The sequence below is a fragment of the Nitratireductor lacus genome, from assembly GCF_056431025.1.
On the sequence record NZ_JBWKMB010000032.1, the window covers coordinates 12,040 to 33,712 of the forward strand.

Genomic DNA, 21,673 nt, shown 5'->3' on the forward strand with positions numbered 1-21,673 from the left:
GACACGGGAAAGCGTAGAGGGGGAGAGCATGAGCCAGACATCCGACATCATCATTATTGGCGGCGGCATCGCCGGCATAGGCGCGGGCGCGCGCATTGCCGCAGACGCGAAGGTCACTGTCCTGGAGTCGGAAGAGGCCATCGGCTACCACGCAACGGGCCGTTCCGCGGCGATCTACATCCGCAATTACGGCAACGACACGCTGCGCGCGCTCAACGCGGCCTCCGAACCGGTGTTCAGAGAGCCGGAAGGCATCTCAGAAGAAAGTGTCCTGAGCCCGCGCGGCCTGCTTTATGTCGCCACCGAAGAGCATGTCGGGGCGCTCGACACCATCCTTCAGGGCGCGACCGGCATGGAACGCCTCAGCCCGGACGAAGCGATCGCGCGCGTTCCCATTCTGAAACGCGAAAGCATCGCAGCGGCAGCCATTGAGGAAGGGGCACAGGACATCGATGTCGACCGCCTCCTTCAGGGATTTGCGAGGATGCTGCGCCATCACGGTGGCAGCATTGTCAACAAGGCGCCTGTGAGCGCCATTTCACGCGCAAACGGCACGTGGACACTGGAAACGCCGCAGGGGTCCTTTTCCGCCCCTGTCATCGTGAACGCCGCCGGCGCCTGGGCCGACGAGATCGCCAGACTTGCCGGCGTCCAGCCGCTTGGGCTGACGCCGATGCGCCGCTCGGCGGTCATCCTGCCCGCGCCGGAGGGGCATGATGTGACGGGCTGGCCGCTGTTCGCCTGTGCCGGCGAAGGCTGGTACGCCAAACCCGATGCGGGCAAGCTCATGGTTTCGCCGGCGGACGAAGACCCGTCCGAGCCCTTCGACGCCTGGCCCGACGACATGGTGCTGGCGGAAGGCCTGCACCGTTTCGAACAGGCCGTGACCGTGCCCGTCACACGCATCGAGCGGAGCTGGGCGGGGCTGCGCAGCTTCTTCCCCGACCGCACGCCCGCCGTCGGCTTCGCGCCGGATGCGGAAGGTTTTTTCTGGCTGGCCGGCCAGGGAGGGTATGGGGTGCAGACCTCGCCCGCTCTCTCGGCGCTCGCAGCCGATCTTTGCGCGGGGCGGACATCCACCCTGCCCCAAACCGTGGTGCAGGCCCTTGCACCGAACCGTCTCATCAAGTCCTGAAAGGAATATCAATGTCCGAGATCAAACGCGTCGACACCGGCACCCGCATGAGCCAGGCCGTCGTCCACAATGGCACCATCTATCTGGCTGGTCAGGTCGGTACGCCCGGTGAGAGCGTGGCCACGCAGACCAAAGACATTCTCAAAAAGATCGATGCGCTTCTGGAGCAGAATGGCTCCGACAAGACCCGCATCCTTCAGGCAACCATCTGGCTTGCCGACATGAAGGATTTCGCCGAGATGAACGAAGTCTGGGACGCCTGGGTCGCGCCGGGACACGCGCCTGCCCGCGCCTGCGGCGAGTCCGCGCTGGCAACGCCCGACTATACGGTCGAGATCATCGTCATCGCCGCCGCCGGCTGATCACGCCGCGCGCTTGACCGGTGTCACCGGCTCCTGGCTCGCCCCCGAGGCGAGCCGGACAAGAACGAACCCCAGCACACCAGTTGTCAGGAAGCCGGACGCCAGCGGCATGGGCGTCTGGTTGTAGAATGCACCAAAGGCCACGGCAAAGATCACGGCCACGAGGCTCGACCCGGAGGCAATGAGCGAGGCGCCGAGCCCGGCCAGCTGCCCAAGAGACTGCATCGCCATGGCATTGAGATTGCCAAACAGGATGCCGATGCAGAAGAAGATCACAAAGCCCATTGCCATGAAGGCCACAAAGGGTGGCTTCCCCTCATAGACAAGTGACAGGGAAAGCAGGCCAAGGCCGAGGATGACAAGGCCCAGCAGGGCTCCCTCGCACATCGCCTGCATTCCGAAGCGGCGCACCACCTGGGCGTTGACGATGGAAGCAAGGCCGATGCCGGCGGCAAAGGCCGCGAAATAGGCGGGGAACATGGCGGAGACGCCATAGACATCAAAGAAGATGTCGGCAGCCGTGCTCAGATACTGGAGATGGGCGCCGAAGACGAGGCCGGTCGCAACGATGAGCAGTGTCACACGCCGGCTGCGCAGGATGCGCGCGCCGTTCTGCACAAGCGTGGCGGGGTGAAATCGGATGCGGCTCTGCGGTGGGAGCGTTTCGGGCTGCCGTGCGACGAGCCAGATGCACAGAAGCACGGAAAGGGCCAGATAGACCACGAAGATCGCCCGCCAGCCGGCGAATGCCAGAACAACCTGCCCCATGGCCGGCGCGAGCATCGGGACAAGGATAAAGAGCACGAACATGAAGGACATGATGCGCGCCATGGCCTCGCCTTCGAACTGGTCGCGGATCAGGGCGCGCGTGGCGATCTTCGGCCCCGCCACGCCGATGCCCTGCAGGATGCGGCCGACAACGATCATGCCGACGCTTGTCGAAAACATCGCCACCAGCGTGCCCGCCATATAGAGACCGAGGCCGAGAACCAGAGCCCGCTTGCGCCCGATGGCATCGGAAATCGGCCCGAGGAACAGCTCGCCGAACACCATGCCGAAGATGAACAGGGACACGATGTGCTGCGTGGATAGCGGCGGCTCTACATGCAGTTCCGTCTCGATGATCCGCAACGCGGGCAGCACGGCATCGATGCTGAGTGCAGTGAGCGATGTGAGAAACGCGTAAAGCGCGATGCGCTCGAACGAGATGGACTGTTTTTTCATCGGCAGGCCTGAACGGTCAGATTGGCAGGGGGCGGCGTTCTTCAATGGCCTCCATGGCAAAATAAGACGTGACGGATTCCAGCTCGACCTTCTGGATCAGACGCTGATAGACGGAATCGTAGCTTTCCATATCCGTGGTCACGATACGCAGCATGTAATCATAGTCGCCGCCGATGCGGAAGAAGTCGACGATCTCGGGAATGCTGGAGACATGCTGACGGAAGGTCTGCAGCCAGGTCGTGGAGTGATGGCGCGTCTTGACCATCACGAAAACCACAAGCCCCAGTCCCAGCTTGTTTCTGTCAACCTGCAGCGTGCGCCCACGGATGACGCCGCGTTCTTCCAGCGATTTCAGACGGCGCCAGCAGGCATTCTGGGAAAGGCCGACCTTCTCCGCCAGATCCCGTTGCGAAAGGCTCGCATCGCGCTGAAGCACCCGCAATATCCGCCTGTCAAATTGATCGATTTTTTCACCCATAATCTATCATATGACCCATTTTCTCTCCGTAATCCATAATTTTATGTGAGAATGATAGATGATCACTGTGCGATCCTTTCGTCCTGTTTAATCTGACGGATCAAACCATGGCACGTGATGTTCTGAACGCCTTCAAGGAGAGCCTCAACCGCGACGACCTTGCCGACTATCTGCGTGCAGGCCTGATCGGCGAGAATGCGGTCATAGAGGGCCCCTGTGGGCAAAAGCCGCTGATCTACGCCGATTACGTTGCATCCGGCCGAGCGCTTGCGCAGGTGGAGGACTTCATCCGGGATGAGGTCCTGCCCTATTATGCGAACAGCCACACCGAGGCGTCCTATTGCGGCTCTTTCTCGACCCGCCTTCGTGAGGCGGCGCGCGCGGAAATTCACCGCATCGTCAAGGCCGACAAAGAAACAAGCGTTGTCTTTTCCGGGTCAGGCGCCACGTCCGGCATCAACCGGCTGGTGCGGCTTCTGCAGATTGCCGAAACGGTGGCGAAAGGTGGCCGGGTGGTGGTGTTCACCGGCCCCTATGAGCACCACTCCAACATTCTGCCCTGGCGCGAGAGCGGTGCGACGATCATCGCCATTCCCGAGACCGTATGTGGCGGCCCTGACATGGACGCACTGAAGGCGGCGCTTGAAGCGAACGTCGAAGCGGCGTTGAAGGTCGGCACGTTTTCTGCGGCGTCGAATGTCACCGGCATAACAACCGACACGGATGCAGTTACGCGACTTCTGAAAGCCCATGGTGCACTCGCCATATGGGATTATGCGGGCGGTGCGCCCTATCTCGAAATCGACATGAAGCCGGGCACCGACTGCGCCAAGGATGCGGTCGTGCTTTCGCCGCACAAATTTCCCGGCGGGCCAGGTGCATCGGGCCTTCTGATCCTGCGCAACGCCATCGCCCGTACCGCGCAGCCGACCATGCCCGGCGGCGGGTCGGTGACCTTCGTGTCGCCCTGGACGCACGATTACTCGCGATCGCTTTCGGCGCGTGAGGAGGCAGGCACCCCCAATGTGGTGGGCGATATCCGCGCCGCTCTCGTCCTGCTCGTCAAGGAAGCGCTGGGGCAGAATTTCATAGACCGCCGGCATGAGGAACTGCGTACGCGGGCACTGGGCGTCTGGTCGCAAAACCCGTGCCTGCAACTTCTCGGCAACCCGGCAGCGCCGCGACTGCCAATCTTTTCGTTCCGCATTCTCTGCCCTGAAGGCAACACGCTGCACCATCAGCTCTTTACCCGGATGCTGAGCGATCTTCACGGCATTCAGGCGCGTGGCGGCTGCGCCTGTGCCGGCCCCTACGCGCATCACCTGCTCGGCATCGATGAACCGCAGTCGAATGCGCTTCTGCAGAGCATTCGCGACGGTCGGGAGATGGAGAAGCCCGGCTGGGTGCGGCTGAACCTCAGCTATCTCATGACGGATGAGAAGGCGGATTTCGTCATCAACACCGTCGACCGGCTGGCACGCGAGGCTGAACGCCACGCCAGCGCCTATGATTTCGACCCGAACACGGCGCGGTTCCGCCACCGGTCGCTTGCAATCGCAGGCTAGGGTCAGGACCGAAAAGCCGCTATTCCTGCTTTGGAAGGTTGTTGGCGCGTCTTGCCATCTCTGCCTCGTTGGTCGGCTGCTCGGTGAAGCCCTCGATGTCGGAAACCTCCTCGACATCGCGCTCGATTTCCATCGGGCTTGCCACATAGGCGGTTGCCAGCTCCGCGACCGAACGCAGCGCATGGACATGAATGCGCTCATAGCCGTGCGAGGCGTCGATACCGAAGGCGATCAGGGCCGTGCGCACATCGTGCCCGGCCTCAATGGCCGATGCGGAATCGGAACGGTAGTAGCGGAACACATCCTTCTGATAGCGAATGTCCTCCTCGCGGCACAGCTCCACGAGCTTCTTCGTCAGGTGATAGTCGAACGGACCTGCCTGATCGGCCATGGCGATGGTAACCCCGAATTCCGTGGAATTCTGCCCAGGTGCCGTGGTGCCGTTGTCGATGGTCACCATGGAGGCGATTTCCGGGGTGACGATCGAGGCGGCGCCCACCCCCACCTCTTCAGCGATGGTGAAAAGCCAGTGTGTGTCGACCGGCAGTGTCACTTCATTGCTGAGAAGCGATTCCAGCGCTGCCAGGGCGATGGCAACGCCGGCCTTGTCATCCAGGTGCCGCGAAACGATGAAGCCGTTTTCAAGGAACTCCGGCTGGGGGTCGACGGCAACGAAATCGCCGACATCTATGCCTAAATTGTGCGCGTCTGCGCGATCCCAGCACATGGCATCGACACGCAGTTCCACAAAATTCCAGCCCACCGGCATTGTGTCGACATCGTCATTGAACGTATGGCCGGACGCCTTGAGCGGTAAAATGGTGCCGCGATAGGCGCCCTTCTCCGTATAGAGCGTCGCCCGTGCGCCCTCGGCGAAGCGCGCCGACCAGTGACCGATCGGCACGAGCTCGAAACGCCCGTTGTCCTTGATATATTTGACCTGTGCGCCGAGCGTGTCGAGATGCGTGATGATGGCGCGTGCGCCTTCACGGCGGCCACCGCGCACAACGGCCCGGATGGCGCCGCGCCGTGTAAGTTCGGGCTCCAGCCCGAGCCGCTCAAGCTCAGTCGTCACATGCCTGACGATCGTATCGGTGTAGCCAGTGGGACTGTCGATCGCCAGCAGCGCCTTGAGCTGGTCGACCAGATAGGAAACGTCGATCTTCAGTCGTGACATGCATTCCCTTTGGATTGCTCGGTTGCGGATGCCGCCCGGGGTGAGGATCTATGCCCTGGGAGCCAGTGCCCTTTCCGCCGATTTCACGCCGGAGCGCGGGAAAAGCAGGTCGACGAAGCGTTCGGCGGTCGGTTGCGGTTCATGGTTCGCAAGGCCTGGCCGTTCATTGGCTTCGATAAAGACATAGTCTGGCTGGCCGGGCGACCGGACCATAAGGTCAATGCCGACAACCGGAATGTCAATGGCACGCGCTGCGGTACAGGCTGCCTTCACCAGATCCGGATGCACCTTCTCCGTAACGTCGTGAATGGAACCGCCGGTGTGGAGGTTGGCGGTCTTGCGCACCACGACCTCCTCGCCTTCCGGCAGCACACTCGACAATTCATATCCGAGGGCGGCAACGCAACGCCGGGTCTCGTCATCAATGGGGATTCGGCTTTCGCCGCCCGTTGCGGCAGCGCGCCGGCGCGACTGTTTTTCGATCAGCTCCCCGATGGTCTTGTGACCGTCGCCCACCACGCGCGGCGCACGGCGCACAGCCGCCGCTACAAGGCGATAGTCGATAACGACCAGGCGCAGATCCTCGCCTTCAAAGCAGGCCTCTACCAGAACGCGGTCGGAAAGCTTACGGGCGATGCGTATGGCGTTCTTCATCTCGTCCAGCGTTTCCAGACCGACGGCAACGCCCTTGCCCTGCTCGCCGCGTGCCGGTTTCACCACGACGCGCCCATGCTTCTTCAGGAATGCGCCAAGGGCCTCATCGTCATCAACCGCTTCCATCTGCTCCGGCACGATCAGCCCCGCGCGCTCCACCACGCGGCGCGTGACCGCCTTGTCGTCACAGATCGACATGGCGACCGCCGAGGTCAGTTCAGAGAGGCTCTCGCGGCAGTGAATCGAGCGGCCACCAAACGACAGGCGAAAAAACCCGCCTTCGGCATCCGTCACATCCACCGCCACACCGCGCCGGTGAGCCTCGTCCACAATCAGCCGCGCATAGGGATTGAGAAGGTCGAAATCCGCGGGCGGATGGGTGAAGAGCTTTTCGTTGATGGGGTTCTTCCGCTTGACGGCGAACACCGGAACGCGATGGAAACCGAGCTTCTCATAAAGCGCAATGGCCTGTTCATTGTCATGCATGACCGAGAGATCCATGAAGCTCGCCCCCCGGGCGGCGAAATGCTCGGCCAGCCGCCGCACCAGCATCTCGCCCACCCCTGCGTGACGGCATTGCGGATCGACCGCGAGGCACCAGAGGGAGGAGCCGTTTTCGGCGTCCTGAAACACGCGGCGATGATCGACCCCGGTTACCGTGCCCAGAATGTCACCGGTCTGATCGTCCTCGGCGACGAAATATGTGATGGCGCGACTGTCTCGGTTGGTCCAGAAGAAATCCGGCCGCACGGTGACCATGCCGCGGCTCTGATAGATGGCGTTGACGGCGTTTGCGTCCGCCTCCGAGGTCAGCCGCCGGATAAAAAAGCCACGTGGCTGACGCCGGCTCGGGCGATAGGTCGCAAGATCGAGCCGGTAGGTGTGCGACGGGTCGAGAAAGAGTTCCTGCGGCGCCATGGACAGGAGCACATGCGGGTCGCGGATATAAAAGGCGATGTCGCGCCGGGCCGGACCCTCGTCCCCCAGCGCGCCGGCGAGTTCTTCATTTGTCTCAAAGGTCTGGGCGAAGAGAAGCCGCCCCCAGCCGAGTTCCAGAGAGACCGACCTGTCCTGTTGTTCGGCGGATTGATCGGCCGGGGCGCTGGTCGGCTTCATGGTCTCGCTGCGCAGGCGCTTCAGGCGGTAGCCGAGCGCCTTGTCGCTGCGCCCGCGCGAGGCGCGCAAAGCCACATCCTCTTTCTTGGCCATCGGTCATACCCCGTGGGTTTGCAGCCAGAGTTCGAGCAGCCCTACCTGCCAGAGTTCGGAGCCACGCAGCGGCGTGATGTGATCGGCCGGCGCGGCGTAGAGCGTGTCCAGATACTCCTGACGGAAGAGGCCGCGTTCGCGTGCGGATTGCGAGGATAGCGCATCGCGCACCATATCGAGATAGGGCCCATCGACATATTTGAGCTGCGGCACCGGAAAGTAGCCCTTCTTCCGGTCGATCACCTCATGCGGGACCACCTGCCTTGCAACTTCCTTCAGCACGCCCTTGCCACCCTGTTTGAGCTTTTCCTCGGGCGGAATGCGGGCCGCAAGCTCCACCAGCTCATGATCGAGGAACGGCACCCGCGCTTCAAGCCCCCAGGCCATGGTCATGTTGTCCACCCGCTTGACCGGGTCATCCACGAGCATGACGGTGGAATCGAGCCGCAGCGCCGCATCGACCGGCGTGTCGGCGCCTGCCCGTGTGAGGTGAGCCGCCACCAGTTCGCGGCTCGCATCGCGGTCGGCGATCCATTCGGGCGAGAGCTGCCTCGTCAGCGTTTCGTGCGACCGGTCGAAAAAGACCTTTGCGTAGTCGCCCACCACATCGTTGGAATTCATCAGCGGCGGATACCAGTGATAGCCACCGAAAATCTCGTCGGCGCCCTGACCCGACTGCACGACCTTGATGTGTTTCGAGACTTCCTTGGAGAGGAGATAAAAACCGACATTGTCGTAGGAGACCATTGGCTCCGACATGGCAGCGAACGTGCCGGGAAGCGCGTCCATCAAATCGGCCGAAGGCACGAAGATCTTGTGATGATCGGTGCCGAATTCCTTCGCTATCAGATCGGAATAGACGAATTCGTCACCCTTCTCGCCATTGGCCTCCTCGAAACCGACGGAGAAGGTCATGAGACCCTTCTGGCCGGCCTCGGCGAGAAGCCCGACGATGAGGCTGGAATCCACACCTCCAGAAAGCAGGACGCCCACCGGCACATCGGCCACCATGCGGCGCTTGACGGCAAGACGCAGGGCTTCCAGCGTGCGGTCACGCCATTCGTCGGGAGAAAGAGCGGCCGTGTCGGGGTCGCGCGCGAAGGGCGGATCCCAGTAGATCCGATCCCGCTGACTGCCATCGGCTTCGATGATCCGGATGGTGGCAGGCGGCAGCTTCTTCACGCCGTTCAGGATGGTTCGCGGCGGGGGGACAACCGCATGGAACGTCATGTAGTGATGCAGCGCGTGGCGGTCGATGGACGTGTCCACCTCACCCGCCGCCAGCAGGGCCGGCAGGGACGATGCGAACCGAATGCGCTCCGGCGTCTCCGCCAGGTAAAGCGGCTTGATGCCAAACCGGTCGCGCGCCATCACCACGCGGCCCGTTTCACGCTCGCGCAGCACGAAGGCAAACATGCCATGGAAGCGGCTCACGCATTCCTCACCCCAGGCATGCCAGGCTTTCAGAATGACTTCGGTGTCGCCGGTGGAGAAGAAGCGGTAGCCCCTGCCCTCTAGTTCCGCACGCAGCTCGGGATAATTGTAGATGCAGCCGTTGAAGGCGATGGTGAGCCCAAGCTCCGCATCCTCCATCGGCTGGCGGGCCTTTTCCGACAGGTCAATGATTTTCAGCCGCCGATGCCCGAAGGCCGCGCTGCCATGAATGACGGCGCCCGCGCCATCAGGCCCGCGCGGCGCAAGACAGTCCATCATTTTCGAAAGAGCGACAGGTGAGGCAGGGCGGCCATCAAGCCGCAGTTCTCCGCAGATTCCGCACATGGATAGCGATCTGTTCCCTTGTTCGTCGTTGCGTCGGAGTGTATTTTAGTTATAGTTATAACTATTAGATGTCAAATTAATGGCGTCAGCATGAGCTTTGAGACGACAACTGACAAGGTCACCAACAGGTTCCGCGACGACGAGTTACGGGGCGTGGAAAAATGCATCCGCCGGATCGTCCGTGCCAACGATGTGCAGTCCCGGGCGCTTGCAAAGCAGATCGGACTCACGGCGCCGCAGCTCATTACCCTCAAGGCGATTGCCGCACTTGGGGAGGTCACGACCACCGTCCTGTCGGCCCATATCGATCTGAGCGCTGCGACCGTGATCACCATCCTCGACAATCTGGAAGCACGGCAACTGGTCGAGCGCTACCGCTCACGCAATGATCGCCGCGTGGTCCACACCCGCCTCACGCCGGAAGGTGCTGCGCTGTTGACGCGGGCGCCGGAACCGATGGGCGACGCCTTCGCCCGGCGTTTCGCAGACCTCTCTCCGGAGCGCCGCAGCCAGCTCATCCTCGCCCTGACAGCCATTGCCGACATGATGGCACCGGGCGAGGGCCTGTCGAAAGACACGCGCCCGCACTGACCAGTGCCTCCCCTCTCGGATTGAATTTGATCGAGCGCAAGGCGATGTCACGCAGACGTGTCAATTTGCCCGAAACACGCAATGGACGCAGACGGGGTGCGCGATTATGATCGCGCCGCACAGCAGGAAGGTTCAATGAATTACCAGCGTTTTTTCTCAGAAGCGATCGATCAACTTCACGCTGAACGCCGCTATCGCGTCTTCGCAGATCTCGAGCGGATCGTCGGTGCGTTTCCGCGCGCGCTGTGGCGCTCCGGTGAAGAAACGCGTGAAATTACCGTCTGGTGCTCGAACGACTATCTGGGCATGGGCCAGCATGAGAGCGTGATCTCGGCCATGCAGAAGGCGGCCGGCTCGATGGGCGCAGGTGCCGGCGGCACGCGCAACATTTCCGGTACAAACCACCCGCTGGTGGAGCTCGAAGCCGAGCTTGCCGACCTGCACGGAAAGGAAGCCGGCCTCGTCTTCACATCGGGTTTCATCTCCAATGAAGCCTCCATCTCCACCATCGCCCGCCTCCTTCCCAACTGCCTGGTTCTTTCCGACGAGCTGAACCATGCCTCGATGATCGAGGGCGTGCGCCGCTCTGGCGCGGAGAAGAAGATTTTCCGGCACAACGATGTTGCGCATCTGGAAAGCCTGCTCAGGGATGCCGACCCCGGCCGGGCAAAGCTGATCGTTTTCGAATCCGTCTACTCCATGGACGGCGACATCGCGCCCATCGAGGCGATTGCCGATCTCGCCGACAAGTATAATGCGATGACCTATATCGACGAGGTTCACGCCGTCGGCATGTATGGCGCGCGGGGCGGTGGCATCACGGAGCGCGATGGCCTTGCGCATCGCATGGATGTTATCGAGGGCACGCTGGCCAAGGGCTTTGGCGTGATCGGCGGCTATATCACCGGCTCAACCGCCGTTATCGACGCGGTGCGCTCCTACGCGTCCGGGTTCATATTCACGACCGCCCTGCCACCGGCCATCGCGGCTGCGGCCACCGCATCGATCCGCCACCTGAAGACCTCCTCGGTTGAGCGCGAAGCGCAGCAGCGCCAGGCGCAGCAGACCAAGGACAAGCTTCTCGCAGCCGGTCTGCCGGTGATGCCGTCGCAGACCCATATCGTTCCGCTGCTCGTGGGCGATCCCGAACTGTGCAAGCAGGCCACGGATCACCTTCTTGAAAAGCACGGGATTTACATCCAGCCGATCAACTATCCGACCGTGCCACGCGGCACGGAGCGGCTGCGCATCACGCCGACGCCGTACCATGACGACGCGCTGATCGACACATTGCGCGATGCGCTTCTCGAAACCTGGGAAGCGCTCGGCATTCCCTTCAACGAAGCGGACCAGCCACAGCCGGCGAAATCCGATCGGGTGGTGTCTCTTCTGGTTCCCAAGTCCGGCGGCTGACTTCTTTTTCCAAGCAAAAACAATGAGAACGCCGCCGTGATACCCTCCCGGCGGCGTTTTCGGATTTTCCCGGTGTTTTTCGATAAAAAGGCGAAAAAGCCCTATTTTTTCGACAAAAGGTCGCGGATTTCGGTGAGAAGCTGAACATCGGCCGGCGGGGCTTCGGGCTCTGCCGGCTTTTCGGCTTCCTTGCGGCGCAGCGCGTTCACGCCCTTCACCATCAGGAAAATGATCCACGCCAGAATCAGGAAGTTGACGACCACGGTCAGGAAGTTGCCGTAGGCGAACACCGCCCCCTGCTCCCGCGCAGCTTCCAGCGTCGTTGCGGTCACGGTGGACGAAAGCGGCATGAAATAGTTCGAAAAATCGAAACCGCCAAAAATGGCGCCGATGACCGGCATGATAATGTCATCGGTCAACGATTTCACGATAAGACCGAACGCGCCGCCGATGATCACGCCGACAGCGAGGTCCATCACATTGCCCCGTGCAATGAACTCCCGAAATTCTTTCATCATAAGGGTATCTCCCCAATCTAGAGCGTTTTCGCCTTTCGTTGAATCGCGAAAGCGCTCTACCTTGTTGTTTTGTGCAATTCCGGACGGAAAACCGGTTCCCACTTTTCCTGGAATTGCCCTAGCTGCACCCCGGCGACTCAAGGCCACCAGCACGTGCACAATAGCAGTGCCACAAGTGAGAAGCGCAACAAAAACCGTTCTTTTGACTTCGCAGGGCTCATTGGCCGAAAGAAGCATTGGACACGCCACCGGGCCTGTGTTTGCCTTTTGGCGTGCCCCGTGAGGAGGAGAATCGCGACCGGTGCAGGGTTGGGTCATCGCAATCATAGCCGTCGCTTACGTGACGCTGCTCTTCTTCATAGCGAGCGTCGGCGACAATCGCGCCGCCCGCCAGGGAGGGCTCGGCTCGCGCCCCTATATCTATGCGCTCAGCCTTGCGATCTATTGCACGTCCTGGACCTTCTTCGGCTCGGTGGGTCTGGCCTCCGAGCGCGGGCTGGAGTTTCTGGCCATCTATATCGGCCCGGTGCTGGTTTTCCTGTTCGGCTTCCCGATCCTGAAGCGCATCATCCGGCTCGCCAAGTCCGAGAAGATCACCTCGATCGCCGACTTCCTTGCCGCCCGCTATGGCAAGAGTTTTGCCGTCGCATCCGTAGCCACGCTCATCGCGACCTTCGGCACGATCCCCTATATCGCGCTGCAGTTGAAGGCGATTTCCGATTCCGTCAGCCTCATGGTCACGCATTACGACGGCGCGCCGCCGGTCATCGATTTTTTCGTGGGCGACATGGCGTTGATCGTCACCTTTCTGCTGGCAATCTTCGCCGTTCTCTTCGGCACCCGTCACGCCGATGCCACGGAGCATCAGGAGGGTCTGGTTCTGGCCGTTGCCGTGGAGACGGTGGTGAAACTAGCGGCCTTCCTCGCGGTCGGCATCGCCATCACCTATTTCTTCTTTGCAGGACCGCTGGATCTCGCACGAGCCGTGGGTGGCCTTCCCGAGGTGCAAAAGGCCTACACCTATCCCACGTCGCTTGCGACCTGGATCGTCATGACGACGCTGAGCGCTTTCGCCATCATCATGCTGCCGCGGCAGTTCTACGTCACCATCGTGGAAAACCGCAGCACCACGGAACTCGAGACCGCAAGCTGGCTCTTTCCGCTCTATTTGGTGCTGATCAACCTTTTCGTGCTTCCGATTGCCTTTGCCGGTCTGGCGCTCGTCGGCGACAAAGCCAATTCCGATCTCTACGTGCTCGCCCTGCCGCTGCTCGCCGGACATGATCTTCTTGCCCTGGTCGCCTTCATCGGCGGGCTTTCGGCCGCCACCGCCATGGTCATCGTCGCCAGTGTGGCGCTTTCGATCATGATCTCGAACGACCTGGTGATCCCGCTTTTTCTGCGCCGCCTGCTGCGCCCCGACCACCACGAGAAGAACGACTGGTCGTCAAGCATTCTCAACATCCGCCGCGCCGCCATCTTCATCATCCTCTTCACCGCGTTTCTTTATTACCGCGAGACCACGCACAACACACGGCTGGCCGCCATCGGCCTCATCTCCTTTGCAGCCATCGCCCAGTTCGCGCCGGCCTTTTTCGGCGGGCTGATCTGGCGCGGTGCGAATGCGCGGGGCGCGCTGCTCGGCATGGGAGCGGGGTTTGCCCTGTGGGGCTACACGCTTCTGTTTCCCTCGCTTGCCCCGCAAGGGACCAGCATCATCACGGACGGTCTCTTCGGCCTGCCGGCACTGAGGCCGCAGGCGCTTTTCGGCACCGTTGCCGAGCCGCTCAATCATGGCGTTCTGTGGAGCCTTGCCGTCAACACGCTGTTCTTCGTGCTGGGCTCGCTTTCGCGCGCGGCACAACCGCTCGAACGCATCCAGGCGGCGATCTTCGTGCCCCGCGACACGGGCCCCATCCCGACCCTGCGCCGGTTTCGCACGGCGGTCACCGTCAACGATCTGAAGGACACGATCTCGCGCTATCTGGGCGCAGAACGCACAGAACGCTCCTTTGCCACTTTCGAGGCAACACATGGCGTTCGTCTCAACGGCAACGACCAGACGGGCATCGCCCTGGTGCGCTTCTCCGAACAATTGCTTGCCAGTGCGGTGGGTTCGTCTTCCTCACGGCTCATTCTTTCGCTGCTCTTCCAGCGCAATGACCGCTCACCACGCGATGCGCTCAGGCTGCTCGACGATGCCTCCATGGCACTGCAGCACAATCGCGACCTGCTGCAGACCGCGCTCGACCAGATGGAAGAAGGCGTGACCGTGTTCGACCGCGACTTCCAGCTCATCTGCTGGAACCGGCAGTACAGAACGCTCTTCAACCTGCCGGACGAAATGGGCCAGGTTGGCGTCTCGCTCGACCGGTTCGTCAATCTGCTCGCAGTGCGCGGGGAAATTCCCGTCGACGCCTATACGGTGACACTCAACCGTTTCACCGACTTCGGAATGCCCTGGGAGATCAGGCTGCGAAAGAGCGGGCGCATCATCGAACTGCGTACCAACCCCATGCCCGACGGTGGCATCGTTGCCACCTACACCGACATCACACCGCGTGTGGAGGCGGACATCGCCCTGAAGCGCATCAACGAGACACTGGAACAGCGCGTGGCCGACCGCACGGCGGAGCTGATGCGGGTCAATGAGGAGCTGGCACAGGCGCAGGTGATCGCCGAAGAAGCCAATCTCGGGAAAACGCGTTTTCTGGCGGCGGCCGGCCACGACATTCTCCAGCCGCTCAATGCGGCCCGGCTCTACTGTTCGTCGCTGATGGAACGCGCCGATGGCGGAGAGACACGCGAGTATGTCAGCAACATCGAATCCTCGCTCGATTCCGTGGAAACGATCCTCGGGGCCGTGCTCGACATTTCGCGTCTGGACACCGGTGCGCTGAAACCCTCAGCCAGTGTCTTCAAGCTCGATGGCCTGCTGCGCCAGCTGAGCACAGATTTCATGCCACTGGCCGAAGAAAAGGGGCTGGAGCTGACCATCGTCCCCTCGACGCTCACGGTGAACACGGACCGGAACCTGCTGCGGCGCCTCGTTCAGAACCTGGTCTCCAATGCGATCAAATACACGCCGAGCGGCCGCGTGCTTGTGGGTGTGCGGCGGCGCGGTGCGCTTCTGGAACTCCAGGTGATCGACACGGGCATCGGCATTGCACCCGACAAGCTGAACACGGTGTTCCGTGAATTCACCCGGCTGGAGGAAGGCGTGCGGCAGGCTCAGGGACTGGGCCTTGGCCTCTCGATTGTCGACCGCATCGCGCGGGTTCTGAACATGGAAATACGTCTCGATTCCGAAATTCACGGCGGCACGCGCTTCTCCGTCATCATCCCGACAAGCTCCACCCCTGCCAAGGAGGTCGAGAGGCCCGCGCGCCCTGCGGCGGTTCAGCAGACCATGCTGGAGGGATTGCGCGTGTTGTGTATCGACAACGATCCACGCATTCTCGACGGGATGCGCCGGCTTCTGGAAGGCTGGGGCTGTGCCGTTTCGACGGCGACCGGGTCGGCCACCCTGCCCGATTTCTCGGGCGGAGCGCCCAACATCATCCTGGCCGATTATCATCTCGACAACGAAGTGGGGCTCGATGTGATCGCCGCATTGCGGGCGCGCTATGGAGAAACGATACCGGCAATCCTGATCACCGCCGACCGTTCCAACGAAGTGCGCGCCGAGGCGGAGGCGCTGACTGCCATGGTGCTGAACAAGCCTCTGCGCCCGGCATCGCTGCGCACATTGCTGATGCGCTGCCGCCAGATGCTCGCGGCAGCGGAATAGGCGAGCAGAACAGAACCGGCGACGGCTTCAGCTTTCCGTTGCGATGGTGTCGGCCCCGATCTTCGACAGGCGGATCACGGCCTGGGTGCGACTGTCTACATCCAGCTTCTGCAACACCGCGGAGACATGCGCCTTGATGGTTGCTTCCGAGACGTTGAGCTCGTAGGCGATCTGCTTGTTCAGCAGCCCTTCCGCCAGCATGCTCAGCACCCTGGTCTGTTGCGGCGTAAGGGTTTGCAGCCGGCGGATGAGATCGGCAATCTCCGGATCGGCCTCGGCGCCCAGATCGATATCGGCGGGCGTATAGATACCACCATCAAGGATGGTCTGAACCGCCGTTCGGATCTCGTCCATGCCTGACGATTTCGAGATGAAACCGGACGCGCCCAGTTCCAGCGCCCGCCTGATGGTTTCCGGATCGTCGTGAGCCGACACGACAACGATCGGCACTGCCGGGTTCATTCCGCGAAGCGCAATCAACCCCGACAGACCGCTGACGCCCGGCATGGAAAGATCGAGCAAAACGAGATCGATACTCTCGTCGACCAGCGCTTTCGCGCCTTCAAAGTCGCCTGCTTCCAGTATCCTGCATGCATCGTCGAGTCCGGAAAGAGCGCCCTTCAACGCTCCCCTGAACAGAGGATGGTCGTCGGCGACCAGAAATCTATAGCCCGATGCCAAAAGTCCCTCCCGCGCCTGCGGCATTTTTGTCGTCTTCTTCCGTCGCAGGTTCCGGCGGCGATTATGCGGGGAATAGCCATCATTTCAAGCTCTGCCATAGCCAGACACTCCACCACTCGCCAAAACGCTCGCAGAAGATTTACTTGCCTGCCCCACATCTATGCCACAGACTCGCCGGGAGGGTGAAAACCCGTGAGCCTGCTATGGAGAAAATCCACAAGGTAGCAATGTTCTGCATCGGTCGCGCCGTGATGTTCGGCGCCTTTGCCATTGGCCTGGTGATGCTGAGCTTCTCATTCGATCTGGTGCTCGCTTTCAGCGCAGGCGCATTGATGACGCTGATCATGTCCGAGCTTCTGATACTCAAGGCCTACGCGCTTGCGCGACAAAACCCCAGGAAGACCGAGGTCTGGATGCATCTGAACCCGAATGCGCGCCCGGTCGGCCGTTCGGGCGCAAAAGTGTTCATCGCCATCCTGAAAGACATCTATCTGCGCTTCGCCGTTCTCAGCCTGCAGGTTGGCTGCGGGTTCTTTGTCTTTTCAATGGTGCTGCGCGTGGTGCGCGCGATCGCATAGAGCAGTCTGCAGTCAGGCGCGCCACCCGACGTCCGCGCAGATGCGAAAACGCTCTGACATATTGCTTTTGCGCAATTGCGGGCAGAAAACCGGTTTCCACTTTTTTCGGAATTGTTCAGGTCCGGTCAGGTGCAGGCGTATCGGGCGACGTGGTCTTTTCTTCCTTCTCGAAATCCTTCACGATTCCCATGAAACGGCGGAAGAATCGCTCCATCAAACCCAGGGTCTGCTCGAACTCTTCCTCGGACGGCAGATCCGATGCCGCTTCTGGGGATGCGCCTTCCAGCGCTTCGACCCGCTCCTCGAGGGTTTCGAGCCTGTCCTGAAGCGCGGCAATGTCTTCCTCATAGGCCGTGCGTTCATCGGCCGCCGGCGCACAGACGAGTTGTCCCGACCGCTCGCGGCAGATCGACATGGCACCGGTCTGGGTGTCCATGCGCACATAGCCTTCTTCCGTGCGCTCAAGCCGAAAGCGTTGGGCCTCCTGCGCCATGGCGTTCGCCGTCATGGACAGGATGATCAGCGCTCCTGTCACCGCGATTGTCTTGCGCATGGGTCTGCTCCGCGTTCATGCTTCTGTTGATGGGATCATGCGCAAGGAATGCGCCATAAATGGGATAGACCGCAATCCCCCGAAAACGCCTTTTCGGGCCTTTCGCTGACACTGTATTGCAAGTATAGCCGCTGGCATGGTCCACCTGATCTATAAAATCTGTCCCCGCACGCTCTGGCAGGAAGCCGAGACCGCGGGAGTGTTCAATGGCGCGCCGATCGATCTCGCCGACGGTTATATTCATTTCTCCACGGCGGGGCAGGTCAAGGAGACAGCCGCCAGGCACTTTGCCGGGCAGGACGACCTGCTGCTCGTCGCCGTTGAAGCAGACGCGCTTGGAAATGCGCTGAAATACGAAATCTCGCGCGGGGGCGCTCTCTTTCCGCATCTCTATGCCTCTCTGCCGCTCGATGCGGTTGCATGGGTGCGGCCCCTGCCGCTGGGCACAGATGGCCTCCACCTTTTTCCAGAGCTACCAGAATGAAATCGCTGCTCGACAGGATTGCGCGCCAGGCCCTTTTCCGGATGGATTGCGAACGCGCCCACAACCTTGCGATCATGGCCCTGAAAAGCGGCATGCCGCTGGCCCGGCCACCGCAGATCAGCAAACGCCTCAAAACCATAGTGGGCGGGATGGTGTTTCCCAACCCGCTCGGCATGGCAGCCGGCTTCGACAAGAATGCCGAGGCAGCGGACGGCCTGCTGCGGCTGGGCTACGGCTTCGTGGAATGCGGTACCGTTACCCCGAAGCCGCAGGAGGGAAACCCCAAGCCGCGCCTTTTTCGGCTGGAGGAAGACAGCGCGCTCATCAACCGGATGGGTTTCAACAATGACGGCATCGTGGCGGTGCGCGAGCGCATCAGGAGCCGTGCCGGCAGGGGCGGAATTGTCGGCGTGAACATCGGCGCCAACAAGGACAGCACGGATCGCATCGCCGATTATGAGGCGGGCGTGCGTGCCTTTGGCGATATCGCCTCCTATCTTGCCGTCAACATCTCCTCCCCCAACACGGCCGGGCTGAGGTCGCTTCAGGATCGTGCAAACCTCTCCGAACTCCTTTACCGGGTGATCGAAACACGCAACGAAGTCGCCAAGCTGCGGCGTGCGCCGATCCCGCTGTTCCTGAAGATCGCACCTGACCTCACCGACGCTGCCCTGGCCGACATAGCCGACGAAGCGCTAGGCAAACGCATCGACGGGCTGATCGTCAGCAACACCACGCTTTCGAGAGCGGGCGTCACAAGCCGCCTGGCACACGAGACGGGCGGGCTCTCCGGCCAGCCTCTTTTCGAACGGTCCACGGTCATTCTTGCCAAGATGCGGTTGCTGGTCGGGCCGGCCATGCCGATTATCGGCGTTGGCGGGGTTTGCTCCACTGAAACGGCGCTGGAGAAGATCCGCGCCGGTGCCGATCTGGTGCAGATGTATAGCGGCCTGATCTTTGGCGGCACCTGCCTGCCCGGCAGGATTCTGGAAGAGATGAGCGCATTCGCACAGCGCGAGAACCTCTCTTCGCTGCGTCAGCTGCGCGACACCCGCGTGGACGAATGGGCTGCGCGCCGTCTCGACTGACGTCTATTCCGCGAACGTTCTGCGCATTCGTGACGGCACAATGGCGAAGAGGCTGATGCCGCGAACGATCAGAAGAATGTGGAATGCCGCCCACAATCCATGATTGCCAAAACTTCTCGTCAAAAAGAACAGGCAGGCGAGATAGAGCGCGAAAGAAAGCAGCATCGTGTTGCGCATGTCGCGCGACCAGGTTGCGCCGATGAACACCCCATCCATCTGAAATGCCAGAACGCCAGAAATGGAGATCAGCGCCGCCCAGGGCAGAAAGGTGTTGGCGGCCGTTCGCACATCCTGTGCCGTGGTGATGAAGGCTATCAGCGCTTCGCCGGCCAAAAGCAGAAACAGCGACATGGCAATGGCAAGCCCGAAGCCCCACGCCACCGTCAGCCTAAGGGAGCGAAGAAAGGCGGGGCGGTAACGCGCGCCCACGGCACGCCCTGCCAGTTGCTCGGCGGCGGTGGCGGTCCCGTCGAGGAAATATCCCGCGACCAGGAAAAAATTCATCAGGATCGCATTGGCGGCCAGAGTGAGGGTACCGAACTGCGCGCCCTGCCTGGTGAAGAGCGCGAATGCAGCGAGAAGCGAGAATGACCGGATCATGATGTCGCCATTCATGGCAACCATCCGGACGATCCGGGGCGTGTCGAAGACCCGCCGCAGTGAAACGCGGGGCCCGCGCCGAAAGCGCCAGGCCAGCACGGCGAACCCTGTGAGCATGCCGACAGCTTCGCCACCCACCGTGCCCCAGGCCACACCCTCGATGCCCCAGCCCAGCGACAGCGCGAGAAACATCGACAGCGCAATGTTCGTGCCGTTCAGGATGAACTGCAGCACGAGCCCGAGCACGCCCTCGCCCCTCCCGAGCACATATCCAAGAATTGCGTAGTTGATGAGCGAGACGGGGGCGGCGAGAATTCTGATCGAGACATAGGCACGCATGGCTGCCGCCACTTCGGGCTCGGCTCCCATGAAATACACACCGCCGGCGACCACGAACGGACCGAGCAGCACAACGAGAAGACCGGCGGCCAGGGCAACCAGCAATGCCCGCCACAGAACCGACTGTTCCTCCAGCGCATTGCCCTGACCATAGGCCTGCGCGACGAGGCCGGTCGTGCCGGAGCGCAGAAAATTAAACGTGGTGAAGACCACGTCGAAGACGATGGCGCCCGCCGCCAGCCCGCCCAGCAGGGCCGCGTCGCCATACTGGCCGACAATGGCCGTATCGGCGATGCCCAGAAGCGGCGTGGTCAGATAGGCCAGCGTCATCGGCAGGGCGATCGACAGGACGAGACGGTTCGTCACCGTGAACGGATGCGATACGCGGTCTTGCGGCTGAGCATGATCCATGGAGGTTCGCCCCGGGCTTCGCTAACGGCGATAGTTCAGGAGGCGCAGGATCAGAAAGGCCGGCACGACAATTGCCGCGCCCAGCAGGATATAGCTTGCGAAACGGCCGAGTGCATCGAACCCCATGTTCCAGAGATGAACGACAGTGTCACGCAGCGCATGGATGATGTCGAACGGAGACCAGTTGAACGCGCTCATCACAAAGCCGACGATGAGTGAAACGATCAGCAGTTTGATGATGACGCGCAGCGGGCTGTCGCCGAGGAATCTGGTCAGTGCCGACACCGGAATGCTCCTTGATCTTGACCGCAAAGAGATACGCACCCTGATGCAGGTGCGCAAGCCTGGATGGGGCGCCAAAGGGCTGGCCTTGATCGGAGCATCTGGAGCGGGTAGCGGGAATCGAACCCGCGCGTTCAGCTTGGGAAGCTGACAGGCTACCATTACATCATACCCGCGCAGCGCGCATTAATCCGCGACCCGTGGCCCGGCGTCAAGCGGGTTTGTGCGAGGGTGGTGCGCGGCGGGTAAACGGAAGTGAGAAAATCAGCGGCAACCGGAGCACTGCGGTCACAAGATGCATGGATGGAACCATGCATCCAGAGTATGACAGGGCGCAGCCGTTTGGACCGAAATCAACTGCGCCCCAGATCGCTGACATCAAGAGCCGTGGGACTGATATCGAAGCATGTTATCTTCGAGTGTCTGAAGGATGGGGCTACCGCAGCCACCGGCCTTTTCCATGAAATTGCGGAAGCTTCCGGTCCAGCCAGCGCGCGGATAGGCCCACTCTGCCTCACGAACGTGAGGTGCAACGCGCATCCCCCTCGACGCTCTTTGTCTTTGACCTGCTCCCCTGAAGTTACCCATTCATAGGCTAGCGCTGTTCACGTTGTGACGTGCACCCCTTCTTTGGATCGCCCCGAACCGGAACTTCCGGGGTGTCGTGACGTGCACCCCTTCTTTGGATCGCCCCGAACCGGAACTTCCGGGGTGTCGGGCTCAGGCGGCAGAAGGTGCCGATGAGCCTTTCATGAACGATAT

The 21,673-nt window shown here is 61.5% G+C and carries 19 protein-coding genes and 1 tRNA gene; 9 read left to right on the top strand and 11 right to left on the bottom strand.

All coding sequences use genetic code 11. The annotated features are described in order from the left end of the window. Window positions 1-28 precede the first annotated feature (28 nt). Entirely contained in the window at window positions 29-1,135 is a 1,107-nt protein-coding gene (locus AC07E3_RS19995; protein WP_336067477.1) for an NAD(P)/FAD-dependent oxidoreductase, read from the top strand. Window positions 1,136-1,146: 11 nt separating this feature from the next. Beyond that, the gene (locus AC07E3_RS20000; protein WP_336067480.1) at window positions 1,147-1,497 is read left to right on the top strand and encodes a RidA family protein; all 351 of its coding nucleotides are present in this window, start codon (window positions 1,147-1,149) and stop codon (window positions 1,495-1,497) included. On the opposite strand, the gene AC07E3_RS20005 is transcribed toward AC07E3_RS20000, so the two are convergent. Together AC07E3_RS20005 and AC07E3_RS20010 are read right to left on the bottom strand one after the other, a co-directional pair. Next, window positions 1,498-2,721 carry a multidrug effflux MFS transporter gene (locus AC07E3_RS20005; protein WP_478364363.1) on the bottom strand — a complete coding sequence of 408 codons (1,224 nt, stop codon included), beginning with the start codon at window positions 2,719-2,721 and terminating at the stop codon, window positions 1,498-1,500. Between the two features lie 16 nt (window positions 2,722-2,737). Beyond that, the gene (locus AC07E3_RS20010) at window positions 2,738-3,199 is read right to left on the bottom strand and encodes an Lrp/AsnC family transcriptional regulator (protein ID WP_007009486.1); all 462 of its coding nucleotides are present in this window, start codon (window positions 3,197-3,199) and stop codon (window positions 2,738-2,740) included. A gap of 107 nt (window positions 3,200-3,306) precedes the next feature. Here AC07E3_RS20010 and AC07E3_RS20015 point away from each other — a divergent pair, with 107 nt between their 5' ends. Beyond that, on the top strand, window positions 3,307-4,764 hold the full coding sequence (locus tag AC07E3_RS20015; protein ID WP_478364365.1) for an aminotransferase class V-fold PLP-dependent enzyme: 1,458 nt from the start codon (window positions 3,307-3,309) through the stop codon (window positions 4,762-4,764). 19 nt (window positions 4,765-4,783) lie between these two features. Here the strand turns inward: AC07E3_RS20015 and AC07E3_RS20020 are convergent, their stop codons facing one another. From AC07E3_RS20020 to AC07E3_RS20030, 3 genes are read right to left on the bottom strand one after another with little or no spacing between them, the layout of a single operon-like run. Then, window positions 4,784-5,941 carry an osmoprotectant NAGGN system M42 family peptidase gene (locus AC07E3_RS20020; protein ID WP_007009490.1) on the bottom strand — a complete coding sequence of 386 codons (1,158 nt, stop codon included), beginning with the start codon at window positions 5,939-5,941 and terminating at the stop codon, window positions 4,784-4,786. Window positions 5,942-5,989: 48 nt separating this feature from the next. Next, window positions 5,990-7,804, bottom strand: coding sequence for an N-acetylglutaminylglutamine synthetase (gene ngg / locus AC07E3_RS20025; RefSeq protein WP_478364368.1), 1,815 nt, complete (start codon window positions 7,802-7,804; stop codon window positions 5,990-5,992). A 3-nt stretch (window positions 7,805-7,807) separates the two neighbouring features. Next, window positions 7,808-9,583 (bottom strand): N-acetylglutaminylglutamine amidotransferase, encoded by a 1,776-nt coding sequence (locus AC07E3_RS20030; protein WP_478364370.1) that lies wholly within the window; start codon window positions 9,581-9,583, stop codon window positions 7,808-7,810. 90 nt (window positions 9,584-9,673) lie between these two features. Here AC07E3_RS20030 and AC07E3_RS20035 point away from each other — a divergent pair, with 90 nt between their 5' ends. Then, window positions 9,674-10,174, top strand: a complete 501-nt coding sequence (locus AC07E3_RS20035) for a MarR family winged helix-turn-helix transcriptional regulator (protein WP_478364372.1) — start codon at window positions 9,674-9,676, stop codon at window positions 10,172-10,174. Between the two features lie 135 nt (window positions 10,175-10,309). Continuing rightward, window positions 10,310-11,587, top strand: a complete 1,278-nt coding sequence (gene hemA, locus AC07E3_RS20040) for a 5-aminolevulinate synthase (RefSeq protein WP_478364374.1) — start codon at window positions 10,310-10,312, stop codon at window positions 11,585-11,587. Window positions 11,588-11,688: 101 nt separating this feature from the next. On the opposite strand, the gene mscL is transcribed toward hemA, so the two are convergent. Then, a complete protein-coding gene (gene mscL, locus AC07E3_RS20045; protein ID WP_007009495.1) occupies window positions 11,689-12,105 on the bottom strand; it encodes a large conductance mechanosensitive channel protein MscL in 417 nt (138 codons plus the stop codon). Between the two features lie 301 nt (window positions 12,106-12,406). On the opposite strand from mscL, the gene AC07E3_RS20050 reads away from it, so the two are divergent. Then, complete coding sequence (locus tag AC07E3_RS20050; protein ID WP_478364376.1) at window positions 12,407-15,895, top strand: PAS domain-containing hybrid sensor histidine kinase/response regulator; 3,489 nt, start codon at window positions 12,407-12,409, stop codon at window positions 15,893-15,895. A 27-nt stretch (window positions 15,896-15,922) separates the two neighbouring features. On the opposite strand, the gene AC07E3_RS20055 is transcribed toward AC07E3_RS20050, so the two are convergent. Continuing rightward, window positions 15,923-16,600: a response regulator transcription factor gene (locus tag AC07E3_RS20055; protein WP_007009497.1), complete on the bottom strand. Its 678-nt coding sequence runs from the start codon at window positions 16,598-16,600 to the stop codon at window positions 15,923-15,925. 203 nt (window positions 16,601-16,803) lie between these two features. Here AC07E3_RS20055 and AC07E3_RS20060 point away from each other — a divergent pair, with 203 nt between their 5' ends. Continuing rightward, on the top strand, window positions 16,804-17,154 hold the full coding sequence (locus AC07E3_RS20060) for a hypothetical protein (RefSeq protein WP_478364378.1): 351 nt from the start codon (window positions 16,804-16,806) through the stop codon (window positions 17,152-17,154). 115 nt (window positions 17,155-17,269) lie between these two features. On the opposite strand, the gene AC07E3_RS20065 is transcribed toward AC07E3_RS20060, so the two are convergent. Then, complete coding sequence (locus tag AC07E3_RS20065) at window positions 17,270-17,707, bottom strand: hypothetical protein (protein WP_478364380.1); 438 nt, start codon at window positions 17,705-17,707, stop codon at window positions 17,270-17,272. A 136-nt stretch (window positions 17,708-17,843) separates the two neighbouring features. On the opposite strand from AC07E3_RS20065, the gene AC07E3_RS20070 reads away from it, so the two are divergent. Further along, window positions 17,844-18,191 (top strand): DUF952 domain-containing protein, encoded by a 348-nt coding sequence (locus AC07E3_RS20070; protein WP_478364382.1) that lies wholly within the window; start codon window positions 17,844-17,846, stop codon window positions 18,189-18,191. After that, a complete protein-coding gene (locus AC07E3_RS20075; protein WP_478364384.1) occupies window positions 18,188-19,279 on the top strand; it encodes a quinone-dependent dihydroorotate dehydrogenase in 1,092 nt (363 codons plus the stop codon). Before AC07E3_RS20070 ends, AC07E3_RS20075 begins: the two co-directional genes overlap by 4 nt. Window positions 19,280-19,282: 3 nt before the next feature. Here the strand turns inward: AC07E3_RS20075 and AC07E3_RS20080 are convergent, their stop codons facing one another. The 3 genes from AC07E3_RS20080 to AC07E3_RS20090 all read right to left on the bottom strand — a co-directional run bounded on the left by AC07E3_RS20080 (window position 19,283) and on the right by AC07E3_RS20090 (window position 21,087). Then, complete coding sequence (locus tag AC07E3_RS20080) at window positions 19,283-20,629, bottom strand: MATE family efflux transporter (RefSeq protein WP_478364386.1); 1,347 nt, start codon at window positions 20,627-20,629, stop codon at window positions 19,283-19,285. 21 nt (window positions 20,630-20,650) lie between these two features. Beyond that, window positions 20,651-20,914 (bottom strand): DUF6460 domain-containing protein, encoded by a 264-nt coding sequence (locus tag AC07E3_RS20085; protein WP_007009504.1) that lies wholly within the window; start codon window positions 20,912-20,914, stop codon window positions 20,651-20,653. 99 nt (window positions 20,915-21,013) lie between these two features. Next, window positions 21,014-21,087: transfer RNA gene (locus tag AC07E3_RS20090), tRNA-Gly, on the bottom strand. Between the last annotated feature and the right edge of the window lie 586 nt (window positions 21,088-21,673).

Bases quoted from the DNA above. Each gene is read 5' to 3' on its own strand.
- AC07E3_RS19995 (WP_336067477.1), top strand. From the start codon at position 29: ATGAGCCAGACATCCGACATCATCATTATTGGCGGCGGCATCGCCGGC.
- AC07E3_RS20000 (WP_336067480.1), top strand. From the start codon at position 1,147: ATGTCCGAGATCAAACGCGTCGACACCGGCACCCGCATGAGCCAGGCC.
- AC07E3_RS20005 (WP_478364363.1), bottom strand. From the start codon at position 2,721: ATGAAAAAACAGTCCATCTCGTTCGAGCGCATCGCGCTTTACGCGTTT.
- AC07E3_RS20010 (WP_007009486.1), bottom strand. From the start codon at position 3,199: ATGGGTGAAAAAATCGATCAATTTGACAGGCGGATATTGCGGGTGCTT.
- AC07E3_RS20015 (WP_478364365.1), top strand. From the start codon at position 3,307: ATGGCACGTGATGTTCTGAACGCCTTCAAGGAGAGCCTCAACCGCGAC.
- AC07E3_RS20020 (WP_007009490.1), bottom strand. From the start codon at position 5,941: ATGTCACGACTGAAGATCGACGTTTCCTATCTGGTCGACCAGCTCAAG.
- ngg (WP_478364368.1), bottom strand. From the start codon at position 7,804: ATGGCCAAGAAAGAGGATGTGGCTTTGCGCGCCTCGCGCGGGCGCAGC.
- AC07E3_RS20030 (WP_478364370.1), bottom strand. From the start codon at position 9,583: ATGTGCGGAATCTGCGGAGAACTGCGGCTTGATGGCCGCCCTGCCTCA.
- AC07E3_RS20035 (WP_478364372.1), top strand. From the start codon at position 9,674: ATGAGCTTTGAGACGACAACTGACAAGGTCACCAACAGGTTCCGCGAC.
- hemA (WP_478364374.1), top strand. From the start codon at position 10,310: ATGAATTACCAGCGTTTTTTCTCAGAAGCGATCGATCAACTTCACGCT.
- mscL (WP_007009495.1), bottom strand. From the start codon at position 12,105: ATGATGAAAGAATTTCGGGAGTTCATTGCACGGGGCAATGTGATGGAC.
- AC07E3_RS20055 (WP_007009497.1), bottom strand. From the start codon at position 16,600: ATGCCGCAGGCGCGGGAGGGACTTTTGGCATCGGGCTATAGATTTCTG.
- AC07E3_RS20060 (WP_478364378.1), top strand. From the start codon at position 16,804: ATGTTCTGCATCGGTCGCGCCGTGATGTTCGGCGCCTTTGCCATTGGC.
- AC07E3_RS20065 (WP_478364380.1), bottom strand. From the start codon at position 17,707: ATGCGCAAGACAATCGCGGTGACAGGAGCGCTGATCATCCTGTCCATG.
- AC07E3_RS20070 (WP_478364382.1), top strand. From the start codon at position 17,844: ATGGTCCACCTGATCTATAAAATCTGTCCCCGCACGCTCTGGCAGGAA.
- AC07E3_RS20075 (WP_478364384.1), top strand. From the start codon at position 18,188: ATGAAATCGCTGCTCGACAGGATTGCGCGCCAGGCCCTTTTCCGGATG.
- AC07E3_RS20080 (WP_478364386.1), bottom strand. From the start codon at position 20,629: ATGGATCATGCTCAGCCGCAAGACCGCGTATCGCATCCGTTCACGGTG.